At 45.3% G+C, this 17,038-nt stretch carries 13 protein-coding genes and 1 riboswitch; of the genes, 11 read left to right on the top strand and 2 right to left on the bottom strand.

Annotation, left to right across the window (positions count from 1 at the left end; all coding sequences use genetic code 11):
• Positions 1-8 precede the first annotated feature (8 nt).
• The gene (locus tag H515_RS0101990; RefSeq protein ID WP_025875109.1) at positions 9-2,021 is read right to left on the bottom strand and encodes a TonB-dependent receptor plug domain-containing protein; all 2,013 of its coding nucleotides are present in this window, start codon (positions 2,019-2,021) and stop codon (positions 9-11) included.
• Between the two features lie 162 nt (positions 2,022-2,183).
• A riboswitch (cobalamin riboswitch) is annotated at positions 2,184-2,368 on the bottom strand.
• Positions 2,369-3,055: 687 nt separating this feature from the next.
• Between H515_RS0101990 and rplM the strand changes: the two genes are divergently transcribed.
• The 11 genes from rplM (at position 3,056) to H515_RS13685 (ending at position 15,582) form a co-directional block, all read left to right on the top strand.
• A complete protein-coding gene (gene rplM / locus H515_RS0101980) occupies positions 3,056-3,520 on the top strand; it encodes a 50S ribosomal protein L13 (RefSeq protein WP_025875111.1) in 465 nt (154 codons plus the stop codon).
• Between the two features lie 9 nt (positions 3,521-3,529).
• Positions 3,530-3,916, top strand: coding sequence for a 30S ribosomal protein S9 (gene rpsI, locus H515_RS0101975; protein ID WP_025875113.1), 387 nt, complete (start codon positions 3,530-3,532; stop codon positions 3,914-3,916).
• Positions 3,917-4,159: 243 nt separating this feature from the next.
• Entirely contained in the window at positions 4,160-5,008 is an 849-nt protein-coding gene (gene rpsB / locus H515_RS0101970; RefSeq protein WP_025875115.1) for a 30S ribosomal protein S2, read from the top strand.
• Between the two features lie 104 nt (positions 5,009-5,112).
• Positions 5,113-6,111, top strand: a complete 999-nt coding sequence (gene tsf / locus H515_RS0101965; protein ID WP_025875117.1) for a translation elongation factor Ts — start codon at positions 5,113-5,115, stop codon at positions 6,109-6,111.
• Between the two features lie 501 nt (positions 6,112-6,612).
• On the top strand, positions 6,613-7,230 hold the full coding sequence (locus H515_RS0101960; RefSeq protein ID WP_025875121.1) for a fumarylacetoacetate hydrolase family protein: 618 nt from the start codon (positions 6,613-6,615) through the stop codon (positions 7,228-7,230).
• A gap of 43 nt (positions 7,231-7,273) precedes the next feature.
• Positions 7,274-10,828 carry a type IX secretion system sortase PorU gene (gene porU, locus H515_RS0101955; protein WP_025875123.1) on the top strand — a complete coding sequence of 1,185 codons (3,555 nt, stop codon included), beginning with the start codon at positions 7,274-7,276 and terminating at the stop codon, positions 10,826-10,828.
• Between the two features lie 85 nt (positions 10,829-10,913).
• Positions 10,914-12,098, top strand: coding sequence for a type IX secretion system outer membrane channel protein PorV (gene porV, locus H515_RS0101950; protein WP_028901512.1), 1,185 nt, complete (start codon positions 10,914-10,916; stop codon positions 12,096-12,098).
• Between the two features lie 20 nt (positions 12,099-12,118).
• Positions 12,119-12,613 (top strand): 2-C-methyl-D-erythritol 2,4-cyclodiphosphate synthase, encoded by a 495-nt coding sequence (gene ispF / locus H515_RS0101945; protein ID WP_025875125.1) that lies wholly within the window; start codon positions 12,119-12,121, stop codon positions 12,611-12,613.
• Positions 12,614-13,016: 403 nt separating this feature from the next.
• A complete protein-coding gene (locus tag H515_RS0101935) occupies positions 13,017-14,291 on the top strand; it encodes a glycosyltransferase family 4 protein (RefSeq protein ID WP_028901511.1) in 1,275 nt (424 codons plus the stop codon).
• Positions 14,288-15,058 carry a glycosyltransferase family 2 protein gene (locus H515_RS0101930; RefSeq protein ID WP_028901510.1) on the top strand — a complete coding sequence of 257 codons (771 nt, stop codon included), beginning with the start codon at positions 14,288-14,290 and terminating at the stop codon, positions 15,056-15,058. The genes H515_RS0101935 and H515_RS0101930 overlap by 4 nt, the downstream gene beginning before the upstream one ends.
• Before the next feature lie 98 nt (positions 15,059-15,156).
• Positions 15,157-15,582 carry a hypothetical protein gene (locus H515_RS13685; RefSeq protein WP_025875129.1) on the top strand — a complete coding sequence of 142 codons (426 nt, stop codon included), beginning with the start codon at positions 15,157-15,159 and terminating at the stop codon, positions 15,580-15,582.
• Between the two features lie 302 nt (positions 15,583-15,884).
• Here the strand turns inward: H515_RS13685 and H515_RS0101915 are convergent, their stop codons facing one another.
• Complete coding sequence (locus H515_RS0101915) at positions 15,885-16,877, bottom strand: peptidoglycan DD-metalloendopeptidase family protein (RefSeq protein WP_025875133.1); 993 nt, start codon at positions 16,875-16,877, stop codon at positions 15,885-15,887.
• Between the last annotated feature and the right edge of the window lie 161 nt (positions 16,878-17,038).

The raw sequence follows: 17,038 nt of genomic DNA, 5'->3' as shown, positions 1-17,038 counted from the left end.
CTTTTATGTTAGATTTCCACCATTACAGTGAACCGATAGTTGCGCTTGGGCATTGGATAGTTGATAATGACATCATAATCTTGCGAGAATAGATTATTGACTTCCAACAATCCCCGCATGTTCACGTTCCTTATTCTGAAAGTCTTTGAAAGAGATACATCGCTTGTGTACCATGGTTGTGTGTAATTGTAGCGAATGTTTTCTTGCTGGTTGTAGCGTTCACCCACATAAATGAAACTATAGTTCAAGTTCCAGCCTTTGTACTCTGCATTGAAGATGGCACTACCCGAATGGTGCGGAATATAAGGAATCTGGTCCCGATAATAGTTGTCAGCGGGATTGGTGACATCGATTGCATGTTGGTAGGTGTATTGGGTGCGCAGCGTGAGATAAAGGTCTTTGATGGGATTGATAGTTGCTTGGGCAGAAGCGTCAATACCTTTGATTTCCACCTCGCCAAGGTTCAGCATTGTCCAACGGAACTGTTGCCCTTTGGGATAAGCCACGATTTTGTCTTTCACCTTATTATAATACGTATCAACGCTGAAACGAAGATTGGTGAAGAATCGTTCCGGCGACTGGTGCTCGTAGAGCATTCCTACATTGTATTGGGTTACGTGTTCGGGGTTCAGTTTAGAGTTTCCCATGTCAGCATAATAAAGGTCGTTGAATGTGGGCATACGGAAACTTTTCTTGTAGAACAGACGGAAAGAGAAATCCTTCGACTTGAATGGGTGGATGGCCATAATCACGGCAGGTGTGAACACAAATTTATCGCTTGGAGCTTCCTGACCGTCGAGTGCATCGTGGATATAAGTCGCCAAACCGCTTGCCTGTAATTTTATCCAATCTAAATGATAGGCTGCTGCCAATGACAGCATGTGGGTTTGTCTGGTAGGCTTCGCAAAACCATAAACGTTCGCATCGAGCGAGTTCCATTGGAAGTCATAGCTGGCAGAGGCTTTCAGCTCCGGAAGGAAAGAATACATGTTGGCTGACGAAAAGTAAACTTCCCGCTGTTTGTAGAGGTTGTCTATCTTTATCTGTTTGTCATCGTTGTTTACGTAGTGGGTACGATAGAATGAGTATTTCCCTTGGTTCAGTGTTGTAAATTTATTGATGGTATGGTTGAAGCTGAATTGTGCGAATGAGTTGGTGTCCCAAATGCGCTCGCCTCTGCGCCAAACATTGTTTACAATTGCACCGGGAACTCCACGTTCGGAGTTGTAGTTATATAGTTTCGCATGCCAGTCGCCATGGTTGGTACGTCCGTTCAGGTTGAGTTCCAGACGAGTAGCGTTGATGTCTCCGTTTTGTCGTATTGCGGTGGTGTCGTAGGCCAATTCGCCGGCAGGATTTACGCGGCGATAGCGAAACTTGTATTTGCCGCTTGCGTTTATCCACTCCGTACTGAGCTGAGCGTTCAGCCTCTCGCTGAGCTTAAGCTCTACGAGTGCCGAAGGATTGATGAGGTCAGATGAACCTATGCGTATGGTTCCCCGTGCATGATAGCTCTCTTTGTGGGCAAACACCGGAACTCTTGTTCGTATATACACAGAACCAGCCGAACCGAAATCTTTAGCTGCTTGTAGTATGTCGCTTTTCTGACCGTTATAGAGCGAGATGGACTCTATATTGTCGAGTGAGAATTGCCCCAAGTCTATCTGTCCGTTCTGCGCATTTCCCAGTTGAATGCCGTCGTAGGATATTCCCATGTGGTTGGTGCCCATGCTTCGGATGTTGATGGTTTTGATACCACCGACACCGCCATAGTCTTTCAACTGTACACCAGAGAAATAGCGTAAGGCGTCAGCAACATTTAGAGAGTTCATGTTGCGCAACTCCTTTCCGTTAAGTTGCTGCGATGGAACGACTGTTTTTTGCACATAATTGGCGACAATGGTAACCTCCTCCAAGTGATGAAGGCTGTCCAGTTTGCTCTTTGTTTTGTTCTCGTTTTGAGCAAATCCCCCTAATGCGATACTAAAAAAAATAATCAGTAAAAGATTCTTTCTATACATATATGTTTTTATTGATTGCGATTAAAAATATAATTCCGAAAATTATGAGCTCGGCTTTTAGTTGTGGCAGCATCAAAGCGTACTACAAGCATTCAAATAAAGAAACAGAAATTGTTGGTGAAAATACTATTTACTGTTGCTCTAACCGAAACCCGCGGTAGCTTTCTTGATTGGTGAACAGGTATTCTGACTTATCCCTATCTCTCTGCTCCTTCTCAGTTGTTGGTGCAACCAATGGTTTTGTGCAGCGATAATAATTAGGACTTACAGCAGCAGGTACTGTTCCGGATTCACACCGGATTCCCTTTAACCGCATAGTTCGTGACATCTTTTATTATTTCATAATGCTTTATGCGGTTCATTCACAGATGCAAAGGTAATAAATATCAAGTGAATGGGGAAAAATAACGAGGACATTTTGAAATCTGAGTTCATTTTCCTATTTCTTGTAAAACCATGAGGGAGGTAGTGGATGCTTGTTTCAGGTGGGTGGATTGTAGTTCCGCTCCGAGCTGCTGTTGGGGATAAAGCGAATAGAAAAACAAGATTTTGGAATGCGATTTCTAATTGGTTGTAAATCAGTATGTTGGAAATTGCTTTTCAAAAGCTTAGCTTTTGGTCACCATTTGGTCATCAAACGAGTGTCAAAAGGTAAGCTTTCGCACGGTCATTGCTGACCTATCGCACATCAGTTGGTGCCCTTCCGATTCATGGTTGGCAAAATCGTGACGCTGGGTGTCGGTAAGATGCGTTCTGAATGGCTACACATATAATAATGTTATGTCAGCGATTGGTTGTTAATAAATGTGATTCGTGTTAAATAATAATAAATGAACGGAATTAATCCCTGACGATAGTGATTCTGGTATATAAAATGAGTAATTTTGCAGACCGATTATTTTCGAGGGTGTACTTAGAGCCCTCTGCACGATGTGTGTTAATAGTAGTGGCTTTTGGCCGAGCCGCACGGTTAGAGAATCACACGGGCAAAATTAGAAAACGTTTTTTAGTAGTAAAATTATTAATTTTTTAGAATGGACACTTTAAGTTACAAGACTATTTCCGTGAACAAGGAAACAGCCAAGAAAGAGTGGGTTGTAGTCGATGCTACAGACCAGATTGTTGGTCGTCTCTGCTCTAAAGTTGCTAAGTTGCTTCGCGGAAAGTACAAGCCAACTTTCACTCCGCACGTTGATTGTGGAGACAATGTAATTATTATCAATGCCGAAAAAGTAGTTTTCACAGGTAAGAAGGAAACTGACAAGCTTTACACACGATATACTGGCTATCCAGGCGGTCAACGCTTCAACACACCTGCCCAGCTCCGCGCACGCAAGGGTGGTATCGACAAGATGGTTCGCCACGCTGTTAAGGGTATGTTGCCAAAAGGCCCTCTCGGTCGTCATTTGTTGGACAACCTCTACGTTATTGAGGGTACAGAACTCAACGGACTTGAGGCACAGAAGCCAAAGTCAATTGATATTAACCAGTATAAATAATAGGTAAAGATGGAAGTAATTAATACAATTGGACGCCGCAAGAGCTCTGTAGCTCGTATTTACCTCTCAGAAGGTACAGGCAAGATTACAATCAACAAGAAAGATATAACTGAGTTCTTCCCATCAGCTATCCTGCAATATGTGGTTAAACAACCATTGCAGTTGCTCGGTGTAGAAGGCCAGTACGACATCAAGGTTAACCTCTATGGTGGCGGCTTTACAGGACAGAGCCAAGCTCTCCGCCTCGCTATCGCACGCGCACTCGTTGAAATCAACCCTGAAGACAAGAAAAACTTGAAGGATCACGGATTCCTGACACGCGACAGCCGTGCTGTGGAGCGTAAGAAGCCAGGTCAGCCAAAAGCACGTGCTCACTTCCAGTTCAGCAAGCGTTAATATTTTCTGTGGACTTTGCCCACTGGTCGTTGTGCGTGATATCCAACTGCTGGCCTCAGTGTAGGCCACAAGCCGATTCAGAGGCAGGGCTTAAATGGCAAAGTCTGGGGAGAATGGTTTAGTATCTAAACTGGTGAGATTCCAAATCGGGGACTACCCACCGGTTGATTCTAACAAAGCCTGGCGAAGCTTATTCGCCAAGAAAGAATTAAAAAGAAAGTAAACAAACAAAAAAGAAAAAACATGTCAAGAACGAATTTTGACCAATTGTTGCAGGCAGGTTGCCACTTCGGCCACCTCCATCGTAAGTGGAACCCAGCCATGAAGCCATATATCTATATGGAACGCAATGGCATCCATATCATTGACCTTCACAAGACAGTAGCTAAGGTTGACGAAGCTGCAGAGGCTCTCAAGGGTATCGCCAAGAGCGGTAAGAAAATCTTGTTCGTCGCTACTAAAAAACAATCTAAGGACGTTGTTGCAGAGAAGGCAGCATCGGTTAACATGCCATACGTGAACGAGCGTTGGGCTGGTGGTATGCTCACCAACTTCCCTACCATTCGCAAGGCTGTTAAGAAAATGACGAACATCGATAAGTTAATGAACGATGGAACATTCTCTAATCTCTCAAAGCGTGAGCTCTTGCAGATTTCACGTCAGCGTGCCAAGCTTGAGAAGAACTTAGGTTCTATCTCCGACCTTACACGTCTGCCGTCTGCACTTTTCGTTATCGACGTAATGAAGGAACACATCGCTGTCAAAGAGGCCAACCGCCTGGGTATCCCTGTTTTTGGTATTGTTGATACCAACTCAGACCCACGCAACATCGACTACGTGATTCCAGCAAACGACGATGCCAAGGATTCTGTTGAGGCAATCCTCAACGCATGCTGCGGTGCCATTGCCGAAGGTCTTGAGGAGCGTAAGGCAGAAAAGGCCGATGAGAAGGCCGCTGCAGAACAGGCAGAGGAAGCCGCTGAGGCTAAACCAAAGCGTGGCGCACGCAAGGCTGCTGCTGAGGAGGCTCCCGTGGCAGAGACTCCGGCTAAAGAAGTAGCTGCTGAAGAGAAAGCTCCAGCTGCTGAATAATCAATAACTATATCTGGGCATTGGTGAACGCTTGTGAGCAACATGCTCGCTGATGGTCGCCAACGCCCACATTTTTAAACATAAATCTAAAGAGAAAAAAGAATATGGCTGTATCTATTGATGATATTAAGAAGCTCCGCGCCATGACCGGTGCCGGTCTTGCAGATGTAAAGAAGGCTCTTACCGAGGCAGAGGGCGATTTCGACAAGGCAAAAGATTTGCTCCGCGAACGTGGTTTGGCAATCGCCGCAAAACGTTCCGACCGCGAGACTTCCAATGGTTGCGTTCTCGTGAAAGCTGTTGATGGCTTTGCTGCTATGGTGGCTGTTAAGTGTGAGACCGATTTCGTTGCCAATGGTAAGGATTTTGTCGATATGGTTCGTGAAATTCTCGACGCTGCTGTTGCAGCTAAGGCTAAGTCTCTCGATGAGGTGAAGGCGTTGAAATTGGCGAACGGCGAGGATGCCGCAAGCACCGTTCAGCAGCGTTCCGGAATCACGGGTGAGAAGATGGAACTGGATGGTTATAACTTCATTGAGGGCGATAACCTTTCTGTTTATGACCACATGGGCAAACACACGCTTGCCACCATCGTTCAGCTAAGTGGTAATAATGAGGATGCGGCTCACAAGATTGCCATGCAGGTGGCTGCCATGAAACCGGTGGCTCTCGATGAAGCTTCCGTTCCACAATCGGTAAAAGAAGAGGAATACAAGGTGGCTGTTGAAAAAACAAAGGAAGAACAGGTGGAGAAGGCTGTTAACTCGGCTATCAAAAAAGCCGGCATCAATGCCAACCTCGTTGATAGCGAAGAGCACATTGAGTCGAACATCAATAAAGGTTGGCTGACTCGTGAGGATGCCGACAAAGCACTCGAAATCAAGAAGACTGTGGGTGCGGAGAAGGCTGCCAACCTGAACGAGAACATGATTCAGAATATCGCTAAGGGTCGTTTGAACAAGTTCTTCAAGGACAATTGCCTTGTTGATCAGGAGTTCCAGTTTGGCGATGGCGATAAGATTAACGTGGCAGACTGGTTGAAGAGTCAGGATAAGGACCTTAAAGTGGTTGCTTACAAACGCTTCACTCTCGCTGCGGAATAAGCTTTTCCTTTACTGAGGATATAAAAAAAGGAGTTGTAAAAGTGCGAATCTCGACTTTTACAACTCCTTTTATTTAAAGCGGTGGTCAGTCGTTTCTCTTCGTTTGCTTTTAACCCAAATCTGTCATTATATCTTTTCTCATGCTAAAAGAAAGCAAAGGATAGCTTATAGTCATCATAATGGTATCTGAATGCCAACACAACACGTGGCTTTCGTTCTGTCTAAAAACATAAAGAAAGCGAATTTTTCAAATGAGCGATTTCTTTTAAACTTTTTTCTTTTTAAGCGTCTTATAGGATAAGTATTCTACAAGTTAGACTTGGTGTTTCAATGGAGAAATTTTAGGATTGTTTTATGTTGGAAATGGTTGGCGATAGATAATTTTAGGACGTCAGCTTCCTTATTTTCTGACAAATTGCATATCTTTGCAGGGAAAAGAATCGCTTCTCGGTTCTCACCCGATGACTAATCCATTGTATTCAATCTTCAAAATAATTTAAGATGAAAATATTTGCGATAGGAATGAATTATTCCGAACACAATAAATCGTTGCACGGCACGTTATCAAAAACAAATGAGCCGGTGATATTCCTAAAAGCGGATTCCGCACTTTTAAAAGACGGTAAACCGTTTTTCATCCCTGACGACATGGGGCGGATAGAATACGAAACGGAAGTCGTGGTGCGCATTTGTAGGTTGGGAAAGACCATCCCGGAACGTTTCGCACATCGGTATTACGATGCCGTTACGGTGGGGATTGACTTCACGGCACGCGAATTGCAGAAGAAATTGAAGGAGCAGGGACACCCGTGGGAATTGTCTAAGAGTTTCGATGGGGCTGCCGTCTTAGGCAGTTGGGTGGATAAAGAGAGGCTTCTTGACATACAAAGACTTCGCTTTCATCTTGATATCAACGGAAAGACCGTGCAGCAAGGCTGTACTTGCGATATGCTCTGCAAAATAGATGAAGTGATTAGCTACATCAGCCGTTACTTTACGCTCAAGACAGGTGACTTGTTATATACGGGATGCCCGACAGGCTGTGGTCCGGTTCAGATTAACGACCACCTTGAAGGATATATAGAGGATCGAAAAGTACTTGACTTTCGCTGTAAGTAATTACTATTCGGCCGTTATCCCTCAACTATTAATAGCAACATAAATGAAACGATCGATATTAGGCTTATTTCTGTTCATGCTTTGTTTTTCTGCTTACGCTCAAAAACAACGCTTCTTCAACTTGACGGTTGAGGATGTAACCATTGACTCCGTTCTGCCACGCTTCACTTATTCCATTCCCATAGGTGAAAATTATGCTGACTCCACCTATCAATTGGAAATCAGGTATCCGGAGTTCATTGATATGAACAAGCGCGATGTGGCTCTTTATCATGCCCTGACAGCTGAAGTGCCGCCGGCATTGCCTGAAATTTACCAGCAGATTGTGGTGGAGCGGAAGAGAGGAGTATTGGAGTTCTCGCTTGTTCCGATTGTTGAACGGGGAGGGAAAAAGCAGTTTTTGGTTAGTTTCATGATAGCACTGACGTCAAAGCCAGTCAGCTATAATAAGAAAACTCATGGCTTGAGGGCTGCCAAAGTCCCTGCTGGCATGCCAAAATATGCTGAACATTCGGTGCTGGCTTCTGGCAAGTGGGCGAAAATACGTGTGCCGGCAAATGGCATCTATAACCTAACGGCAGCTGTCACCAAACAGGCCGGCTTCTCCGACTTGAGCAAAGTGAAGATTTATGGCTATGGTGGCAATATGCAGAATGAGCGACTGACAGCTGCTCATATACAAGCTACTGACGATTTAAGAGAGATTCCGACTTGTCTTGTCGGTGGGAAAAGGCTCTTTTATGGTCGTGGCCCAGTCAGTTGGGACAGTAACACCGCCACGAAGCGAACCCGAAACCCCTATTCCGATTACGGATATTACTTTCTTACTGAAAATGAGAGTGCACCATTGACCGTTGATTCTGCCGAATTTCTGGCCAGTGTCTATCCTATGGCTGATGATTATCACACCCTTCATGAGGTAGATAACTTCAGTTGGTATCATGGTGGACGGAATCTCTTTGAGAATACGCCGATAGCCGTGGGTAAATCACACATCTATACTTTGACAAACGCAGCCAAGGCCAGCAACGGAAAACTGGCGATAGGTGTGACGACGGGTAAGAATACAACGGTAGTGGATGTGGAAGTGAATGGTATTTCGCTCGGGAAAATTCAGATAAAGCCGAGCGACTCCTACGATTTTGGCTATGAGACCGAGCGTGTTTTCGATGTGCGAGGCCTTCAGAATGTCGATTCTGTAAGGATTTCAACTGTCTCTGGTGGTCCTGCACGTCTCGATTATCTGTCAATGACGTACGACACTCCAAGACCTGCGCCTCGTTTGGGTAGTGGTTCGTTTGCCGTTCCTGAGTATGTGCACAACATTACGAACCAAGACCTCCATGCACATGACAATGTTGATATGGTGATTATCATCCCAACGAGTCAGAAATGGTTGCAGGAGGCCCGACGACTGGCGGCATTCCACGAACAGCACGATTCGATATCTGTCCGCATTGTGCCTGCTGACGAACTTTACAATGAGTTCTCAAGCGGTACGCCAGATGCAATGGCATATCGCCGTTACATGAAGATGATGTACGACAGAGCATCTACAGAGAAGGAATTGCCGAAGTCGCTCCTCTTGTTCGGCGATTGTGTGTGGGACAACCGTATGCTGACCCCCGACTGTCGCCAGCTCAATCCAAATGATTATCTACTGGCTTACGAGAGTGAAAACTCATTCAGCGCAACCGACTGCTATGTCAACGATGGGTGGTTCACACTGATGGACGACGGCGAAGGTGCCGACTTGCTTAGCCGCGACAAAGAAGACATTGGGGTAGGGCGATTCCCTGTTTCGAATGCTGCTGATGCTCGAACAATGGTGGATAAGACTATCAACTACGCAACCAACAAGAACGCTGGTGCGTGGCAGAATGTCATAATGTTCATGGGGGACGATGGTAACGACAATCTGCACATGCATGACGTGAATCAGACAGCCGAAGCCATCATGAGTTCTTATCCAGGATATTTGGTGAAGAAAGTGATGTGGGATGCCTACAAGCGTGTTACGTCATCGACAGGTAACACATACCCTGATGTTTCGGCACTCATCAAGCAGCAACAGGCACAGGGTGCGCTTATCATGGATTATGCCGGGCATGGATCAGAGATACAAATTTCGCATGAGGCGGTATTGAGAATCACCGATTTCACCAATTTCACCAATGAGAATCTCCCATTATGGATTACAGCAAGTTGCGATATCATGCCGTTTGATGGTACTACTGCCACGTTGGGAGAGGAGGCCATGTTGAATAAAAAGGGTGGTTCAGTGGCTTTTTGGGGCACGACACGCACAGTATTTGCCAACTATAATAAATCCATTAATACGGCTTTCTTGAAGCATGTGCTGAGTTTCACTGACGGAAAACCTACCACTTTGGGAGAGGCGCAGCGGTTGGCGAAGATGGAAATGATAAACACTGGACAGGACAAGACACGCAATAAGTTGCAATATTCTTTGTTGGGCGACCCCGCACTCTCGCTGAATCTTCCGGCTCTAATTACTGTTATCGATTCCATTAACGGAATTCCTGTGGGTGGAGGCAGTCAAATAGTTCTTAAAGGTGGGGCGATAGTAAAGGTGAAAGGTCATGTAGCACGCGGAAATGATAAGGTCAGTGATTTCAATGGCTTGATGACGGCAACAGTACGGGATACAAGAGAGCTGATTACCTGTAAGAAGCAAGAGGAAACATCCAACTCTGCCTTTGTCTATTATGATCGTCAGAAGATTCTTTACAATGGTTCAGACAGTGTGAAAAATGGCGATTTCAGCTTTACCTTTGCTGTTCCGCGTGACCTTAACTACGCCGATGGCGCAGGATTGATCAATATCTATGCGGTTAACAATGACCACACGCTCATGGCCAATGGATCAGAGGAGAGGTTCAACGTCAACGGTTCTGAACAAGTAAGCAATGATTCTATAGGACCGTCTATCTATTGTTACCTTAACAAGCCTTCGTTTGTCAATGGTGGCAATGTGAACAGCACACCATACTTTGTTGCGGAAGTGACAGACAGAAATGGTATCAATGCTACAGGCAACGGTGTGGGACATGATATCCAGCTTGTTATCGACGGTGAGATGGCCCGCACTTATAATCTGAATGACAATTTCACATTTGATTTCGGTAGTTATACGAAGGGAAAGACCTACTTCAGTATTCCAGAGCTGCCAGAAGGCCGGCATCAGCTGAGGTTCCGTGTGTGGGACATCCTGAACAACTCGTCAACGGCTGTCCTCGACTTTAACGTTGTTAAGGGTCTGGCCCCCGATATTGAGGAAATCAGCTGCACCAACAATCCCGCTACGACGCATACCACATTTATTGTCACCCACAATTATACCGGTTCGGATGTGGGTGTTGAGATAGATGTATTTGATACTACAGGTCGTCTCCTTTGGAGCCATTCTGCCAGTGGAACTTCTACAGGGAATGCCATCACGGTAGATTGGGACTTGGTTGTGAAAGGCGGCGCACGCTTGCAAACAGGTGTTTATCTTTATCGTGTCCGCCTAAGTAATGGCGGGGCGGTGAAGGAGTCGAAGGCAAAGAAACTGATTGTCATAAACAATAAATAGTCCTACTTGTGCGTTTTCACATCGGTGTTCCGCCTAAACCGGCGCACTGGGAGTTGATAAAGAATCAGAAAAATTGAACAATAGAATGAATAAGTCTTTTAGAATAGTGAGCATGTTCTTGCTTACCCTTTTTGCCATTACCGCTTCGGCACAGGACAAGAAGGATATTTTTAATCCAGTCAATCATGCTGTAACATCGCAGATGATAGCTCCTGATGCCCGTGCTGCTGGTATGGGAGATGTGGGCGTTGCGACAGATCCTGATGTTTATTCACAATACTGGAATCCGGCTAAATATCCCTTTACGATTTCTCGTGCCGGCGTATCGCTCAACTATACTCCATGGCTTCGTCAGCTGGTGAGCGATATGGACTTAGCCTATATGGCGGGATATTATCGAATAGGCGATTACAGTGCTGTGTCAGGCTCTCTCCGTTACTTCTCGCTGGGAGAGGTGCAGACGAGCAGCAGTCAGGACGGTTCTGCCGATATGACTATCAAGCCCTATGAGATGTCGGTGGATGTGGCCTACTCCTTGATGTTGAGCGAAAGGTTCTCTCTGGGTGCCGCCGTACGTTGGATTTATTCGGATCTTACCTACGATTTCACAGAAGAGACGACTCCTGGATCTGCCTTTGCAGCGGATATTTCGGCTTATTACCAGAATTACATCAACTTGGGCAGCCGTGAGTGTCAGTTAGGTTTGGGATTGAATATCTCAAATATTGGTTCGAAGATTACTTTTGGCGGTGACAGTCGTTCAGAGTTCATTCCTACCAACTTGCGTCTGGGTGCTGCCTTGATGATACCTATTGATGAGTTCAATCGTTTCACAATCTCTGCTGATGCTAATAAACTTTTGGTTCCCACTTATCCCAAGCGCGATATTGAGAACAATGAGTCAGAGACTGATTATCAGGACCGTTTGCAAAGAGATTATTACGATATTTCATCCATTTCTGGTATATTCAAGAGCTTCAGCGATGCCCCCAATGGTGTGTCGGAAGAGCTTCAGGAAATCCAATGGAGCGTTGGTGCAGAGTATGTGTATAACGACAAATTCTCGCTTCGTGCCGGTTATCACAATGAAAGTCAGAACAAGGGTAACCGCAAGTATTTCACCGTTGGTGCTGGCTTCCGCATGAGTGTGTTCTCTCTTGATGCTGGCTACGTTATTGCAACAGCAAAGAGCAATCCACTCGACCAGACCTTGCGTTTCTCGCTGGCATTTGATATGGACGGAATTAAGGACTTGTTCAACAGAAGATAAACTTTAAGTAACGGTAGGTTATGTCAAATTCTTTTCTCCGCATTCGTGTGGGCATGGGATATGATGTCCATAAATTGGTAGAAGGCCGTGATCTTTATCTGGGCGGAGTCAAAATCGATCATTCCCTGGGTCTTTTGGGCCATAGCGATGCAGATGTCTTGATTCATGCAATCTGTGATGCTCTGCTGGGAGCGGCCAACTTGCGTGATATTGGTTATCACTTTCCCGATACTGCAGGGGAGACTCTCGGCATGGATTCTAAAGTGATTCTGCGAAAGACGGTTGAATTATTGGAAACCAACGGTTATAAGGTGGGCAACATAGATGCGACCGTGTGTGCCGAAAAACCGAAAATCAATCCTCATATTCCCGCTATGAAAGTCTGCATGGCTGAAATTATCGGCTGTGATGAGGATGATATCTCCATTAAGGCAACAACTTCAGAGCGCATGGGATTTGTGGGGCGCGAAGAAGGTATGGCTGCTTATGCCGTTTGTTTGATAAGCAAGTATTGAATACAAACCGTGAAATAAAGCAAACGCTGAAACTCTCTGCGAGCTTCAGCGTTTTTTTTATGTTTAACGAAAATGTTTCTAATTAGAAGGGAACCTCACGGTTTCCTTTGTCATCCTTTAAACAATCTGTTAAACTTCACCTTTAATAAATAACTAAAAACCTAAATCTATTACTACTAACCTAAACAATCTATTAACCTTTTGACGTTGCAAAGTTACTGTGGTTTTGAAGTAAAACCAAATATTTGTTTGACAACTGTCGGAATATTAGCATTTTCTTGATGTATGTCAAATTCACAATCAACCTCGATTCTTATTCCAAAGGAAGGGTGATTTCTTACAACTATCATTTTTTTCTCTATCTTTCTACTATTTATTTTTTTTACATTACCTTTGTAACACAATGCGAGTACTGATTGTTAATACAAGCGAAAAGACTGGTGGGGCAGCTGTTGCAGCCAGCCGTTTGAAGGACGCACTCAACCATAATGGGATAAAGGCAAAGATGCTGGTCCGCGACAAACTTACCGATGACATTACAGTCGTCAGTTTGCGAAAAGGCTTGGGTACCAAGTGGCATTTCCTGTGGGAGCGCTTCTGCGTTTTTTTCAAGTTGCGTTTCTCTCGAAAGCACCTTTTCGCCTTAGACATCGCCAATTCTGGAACAGATATTACGTCGCTTAGGGAGTTCAAGGAAGCCGATGTCATCCACCTCTCATGGATAAACCAAGGCATGCTCTCCCTTTCAAACATCAGGAAGATATTAAGAACTGGCAAGCCAGTAGTGTGGACCATGCACGACTTATGGCCTGCGTCAGCCATCTGTCATTTGTCGCTGGGGTGCAACAACTTCAAGACTCACTGTGGTCATTGCAAGTATCTGCCCAATGGTGGCTCGTCGCACGATCTTTCCTATCAGGTATGGAAGAAGAAAGAAAAACTCTACAACGCTTCCAATATCTCATTCGTCGCTTGCAGCCGATGGCTTGCCAATGAGGCAAAGGCGAGCGGTCTGCTGAAGAATCAGGTTGTCACAGCAATCCCCAATCCCATCAACACACAAATGTTCAACCCCAATGATAAAAGACTGGCACGGCAACTGTGTGGCTTTCCAGAAGGGAAGCGGTTGATACTCTTTGTTGCTCAACGAGCTACGAATGTCAACAAGGGTATGAGCTATCTGATAGAGGCGTGCAACCAACTGACAGATACCTATCCAGAGATGTGCGACAATACCGCACTTGTCATTCTCGGCGGACAATCCGATGATTTTGATGGGCAATTCCGCATGCAGATGTTTCCTTTGGGCTATGTCAGTGACGAGGCGCAGATAGTCAATATCTACAATGCTGTGGATACATTCGTTCTACCGTCACTCTCGGAGAATCTCCCAAACACCATCATGGAGGCAATGGCATGCGGTGTGCCATGTGTTGGCTTCCGTGTGGGTGGCATCCCTGAGATGATAGACCACCATACCAATGGCTATGTGGCTTCGGCTCGAAGTTCTGACGACCTTGCCCGTGGAATCCGCTGGGTGCTCGACGAAGCAGACTATGAGGCAATCTCTGTCGCAGCTGTGCGAAAGGTGCAGCGCTCTTATTCCCGGCACAATGTGGCCATGCGGTATATAGAGATTTACAACCAGGCTTTGGCTATGAATAACTACCAGATATGATTACAATTTCAGTCGTAACGATTACCTATAATGCTGCCGAAGTATTGCAATCCACTTTGGACAGTGTCATGATGCAGGATTTTCCTCATGTGGAGCACCTGATTGTTGATGGGGCTTCGAAGGACAGCACCGTGAAAATTGCCCAGACTTACAAGATTGCGTCCGATGAGGCCGAGAATGGGCACAAGATAAGGATTTCCAGTGAGCCCGATGATGGGTTGTATGATGCCATGAACAAGGGCCTTCAGCGTGCTACGGGCGATTACATCGTATTCCTGAATGCCGGTGACTGTTTCCCCGCTGCCGATACGTTGGAGTTGGTGGCGTTGGCTGCTGAGGCTGGCGACGGCGAGGAACGCCCAGCGGTGCTCTATGGCGACACTGATATCGTCGATGAGAATGGTAATTTCCTCTTTCATCGCCATCTTCAGCCTCCAGAGGACCTCACATGGGAATCGTTCAAGGACGGTATGCTTGTGTGCCATCAAGCTTTTTATGCACGTTTAGACATTGCCCGTGGCATTCCTTACGATACACATTTCCGGTATTCCGCTGACGTGGACTGGTGTATTCGGGTCATGAAAGCTGGACAAGAACAAGGACTCCTGCTGCGAAATATTCATGCCGTGGTAGCCTATTACATGCAGGAGGGACAGACAACTATCCACCACCGTGCATCGCTCATTGAGCGCTTTCGCGTCATGTGCCGTCATTACGGTATTTTCACAACCATACTGAAACACTTGTGGTTTATTGTCAGGAAATAAAAGTTGTTAGATTTTCTTAAAACCAACATTTCCATATATCAGTTTTACTGCTTATAGCGTTTAGGAGAAATCTATATGGCGTTAAAACAGAATTGATTATGAAGCAAATTATGACAGTGGCAGCCCTATTGTTCGCTGCTTTGAGTTGTACAAATCCTATCGCTGCGCAGTCAAATGTGGTGTGTGACTCCTCCCAACAGGTAAAGACAGTTGAGGCGCAAAAGCCCATACATTGTCATTCTTGTTGCTCTGATACTGCTGCGTGCGCAAAAAAACAGTGCCAGTGTCCCGACAACCGGCAAACTTGCAAGCGTGATTCGTCAGAGCAGCAGATAAAGAACGGGCTTGACAAGGTTGGCGAGGGTTTGAATAACTTCATGAAGCGTGAGGCTAAGGCTATCAGCAAGATAGCCAAAAAGGCTGGCGACAGTGGGAAAAAGGTTCTCAAGAAGGTCGGCAAGGGAGTAAGCAACACTTTGAACAAAGCAAGCGATGCAGTCTCCAACCATCAGATAAATCATTAGTTCATTTGAATTCTAATAGGTTGAAGCAGTCATTAAAATGTTTTCTTTGTAAAGGTGTTGATATTCAATGTGATAGATGGCCTCTTCTAAAAGGTCATCTATCGTGATATGATAGCTCACCTTTCGCAAGGCGAAAGATGAGCTTTTACCATACAAGAGATCAGCTGAGCGAAATAATTCACCGATCAGCAATAAATTGGGATGAAGTGATTTGCTATTATAGCAATGGTGCATGGACGGTTATCCATGCACCATTGCTTTTCAGAAACGATAGTTTTTCAAATGCTTTAGGTGTGTCCTTTTTAACTGTATCTAAGTATCTGCCCTTTCACCACGCGTGTGTATTTGCCAAGGTGGTTGAGTTTGCAGAGCTTCTCCACGCTGATTCCGTGCTGTTCGGCAATCGATTCCAATGTGTCTCCGTCAGAAACCTTATGGTATAGAATCTGACCGCCGTTAGATGTCGTTACAACGTGTGAGTTCCTTGTGGAATAGTCGGTCGTCTGCCGATTGTAGTAGCTGCCGCCTCTGCCATTTCCCTGTATATTCTTGCGTGAGTAACCAAGGCTCGATGATTTGCCACGTAGAGCTGTTGCGCGCGCTGACTCGCTGTTGACAGTGCTTTTACGATAAGTGTAGAAGTCGCCTGTGACGTCCTGATTGGCAAAATCGAACATCAATGCTGGGTTGATGGCTACGCCACACAAACGTGTTTCGAAGTGGAGGTGTGAACCCGTTGACCGGCCTGTGTTGCCACCCAAGCCAATCGGGTCGCCAGCTCTTACCAATTGGTTCTTATGAATGATTTGCTTTGATAGGTGTCCATAGTAGGTCTCCAGTCCATTATTGTGACGAATCACGATGTACTTTCCGTATCCTCGGCCGTCATATCCTACGATTCTCACCTTGCCAGAGAAAGCTGCGCGAATAGTGTCGCCGATATAGACCTTGATATCGAGGCCTTTATGGGCGCGTCCCCAACGCCGACCGTAATTGCTCGTGATGACACGGCTTGGCGTAGGCATGTGGAAACCTCTCAAGTCTATTCTGAAAACATCTGGAAGTGTTCCTGAACTATGTGTTCTCGTTGTGTTCCAGTCATTGTATAACATGGCCGAGGGGCTCTCTGCTTCCTCAGCTTCTTGCAAGCGATTGATAACGATGGTATCGATGCTTGTTGCTCTACGGTCAACTGGAGCTTGTCTGGCTATCAAGTCTTGTGCGTTTGCAGATGTTCCTGCAAAAGCTAATACTGCTGATAATGCGAATGTTTTAACTATCTTCTCGAAAGTCATTTTTCAGTTACTTTGTTTTCGGTTATAAAAATAAATGGGAACATACATCTGTTCCTTTCCTTTAAATCCCAAAGTTGAACAATACAAAAGGCCAACTAAATGTATTAAAGCGTTGCAAAGTTAACAAAAAAATCAAGGAAACATTTTCTGATTAACAGTTT

The organism is Prevotella corporis DSM 18810 = JCM 8529 (assembly GCF_000430525.1).
In the GTDB taxonomy this organism is placed as follows: domain Bacteria; phylum Bacteroidota; class Bacteroidia; order Bacteroidales; family Bacteroidaceae; genus Prevotella; species Prevotella corporis.
This window is presented reverse-complemented; position numbering and strand designations above follow the sequence as displayed.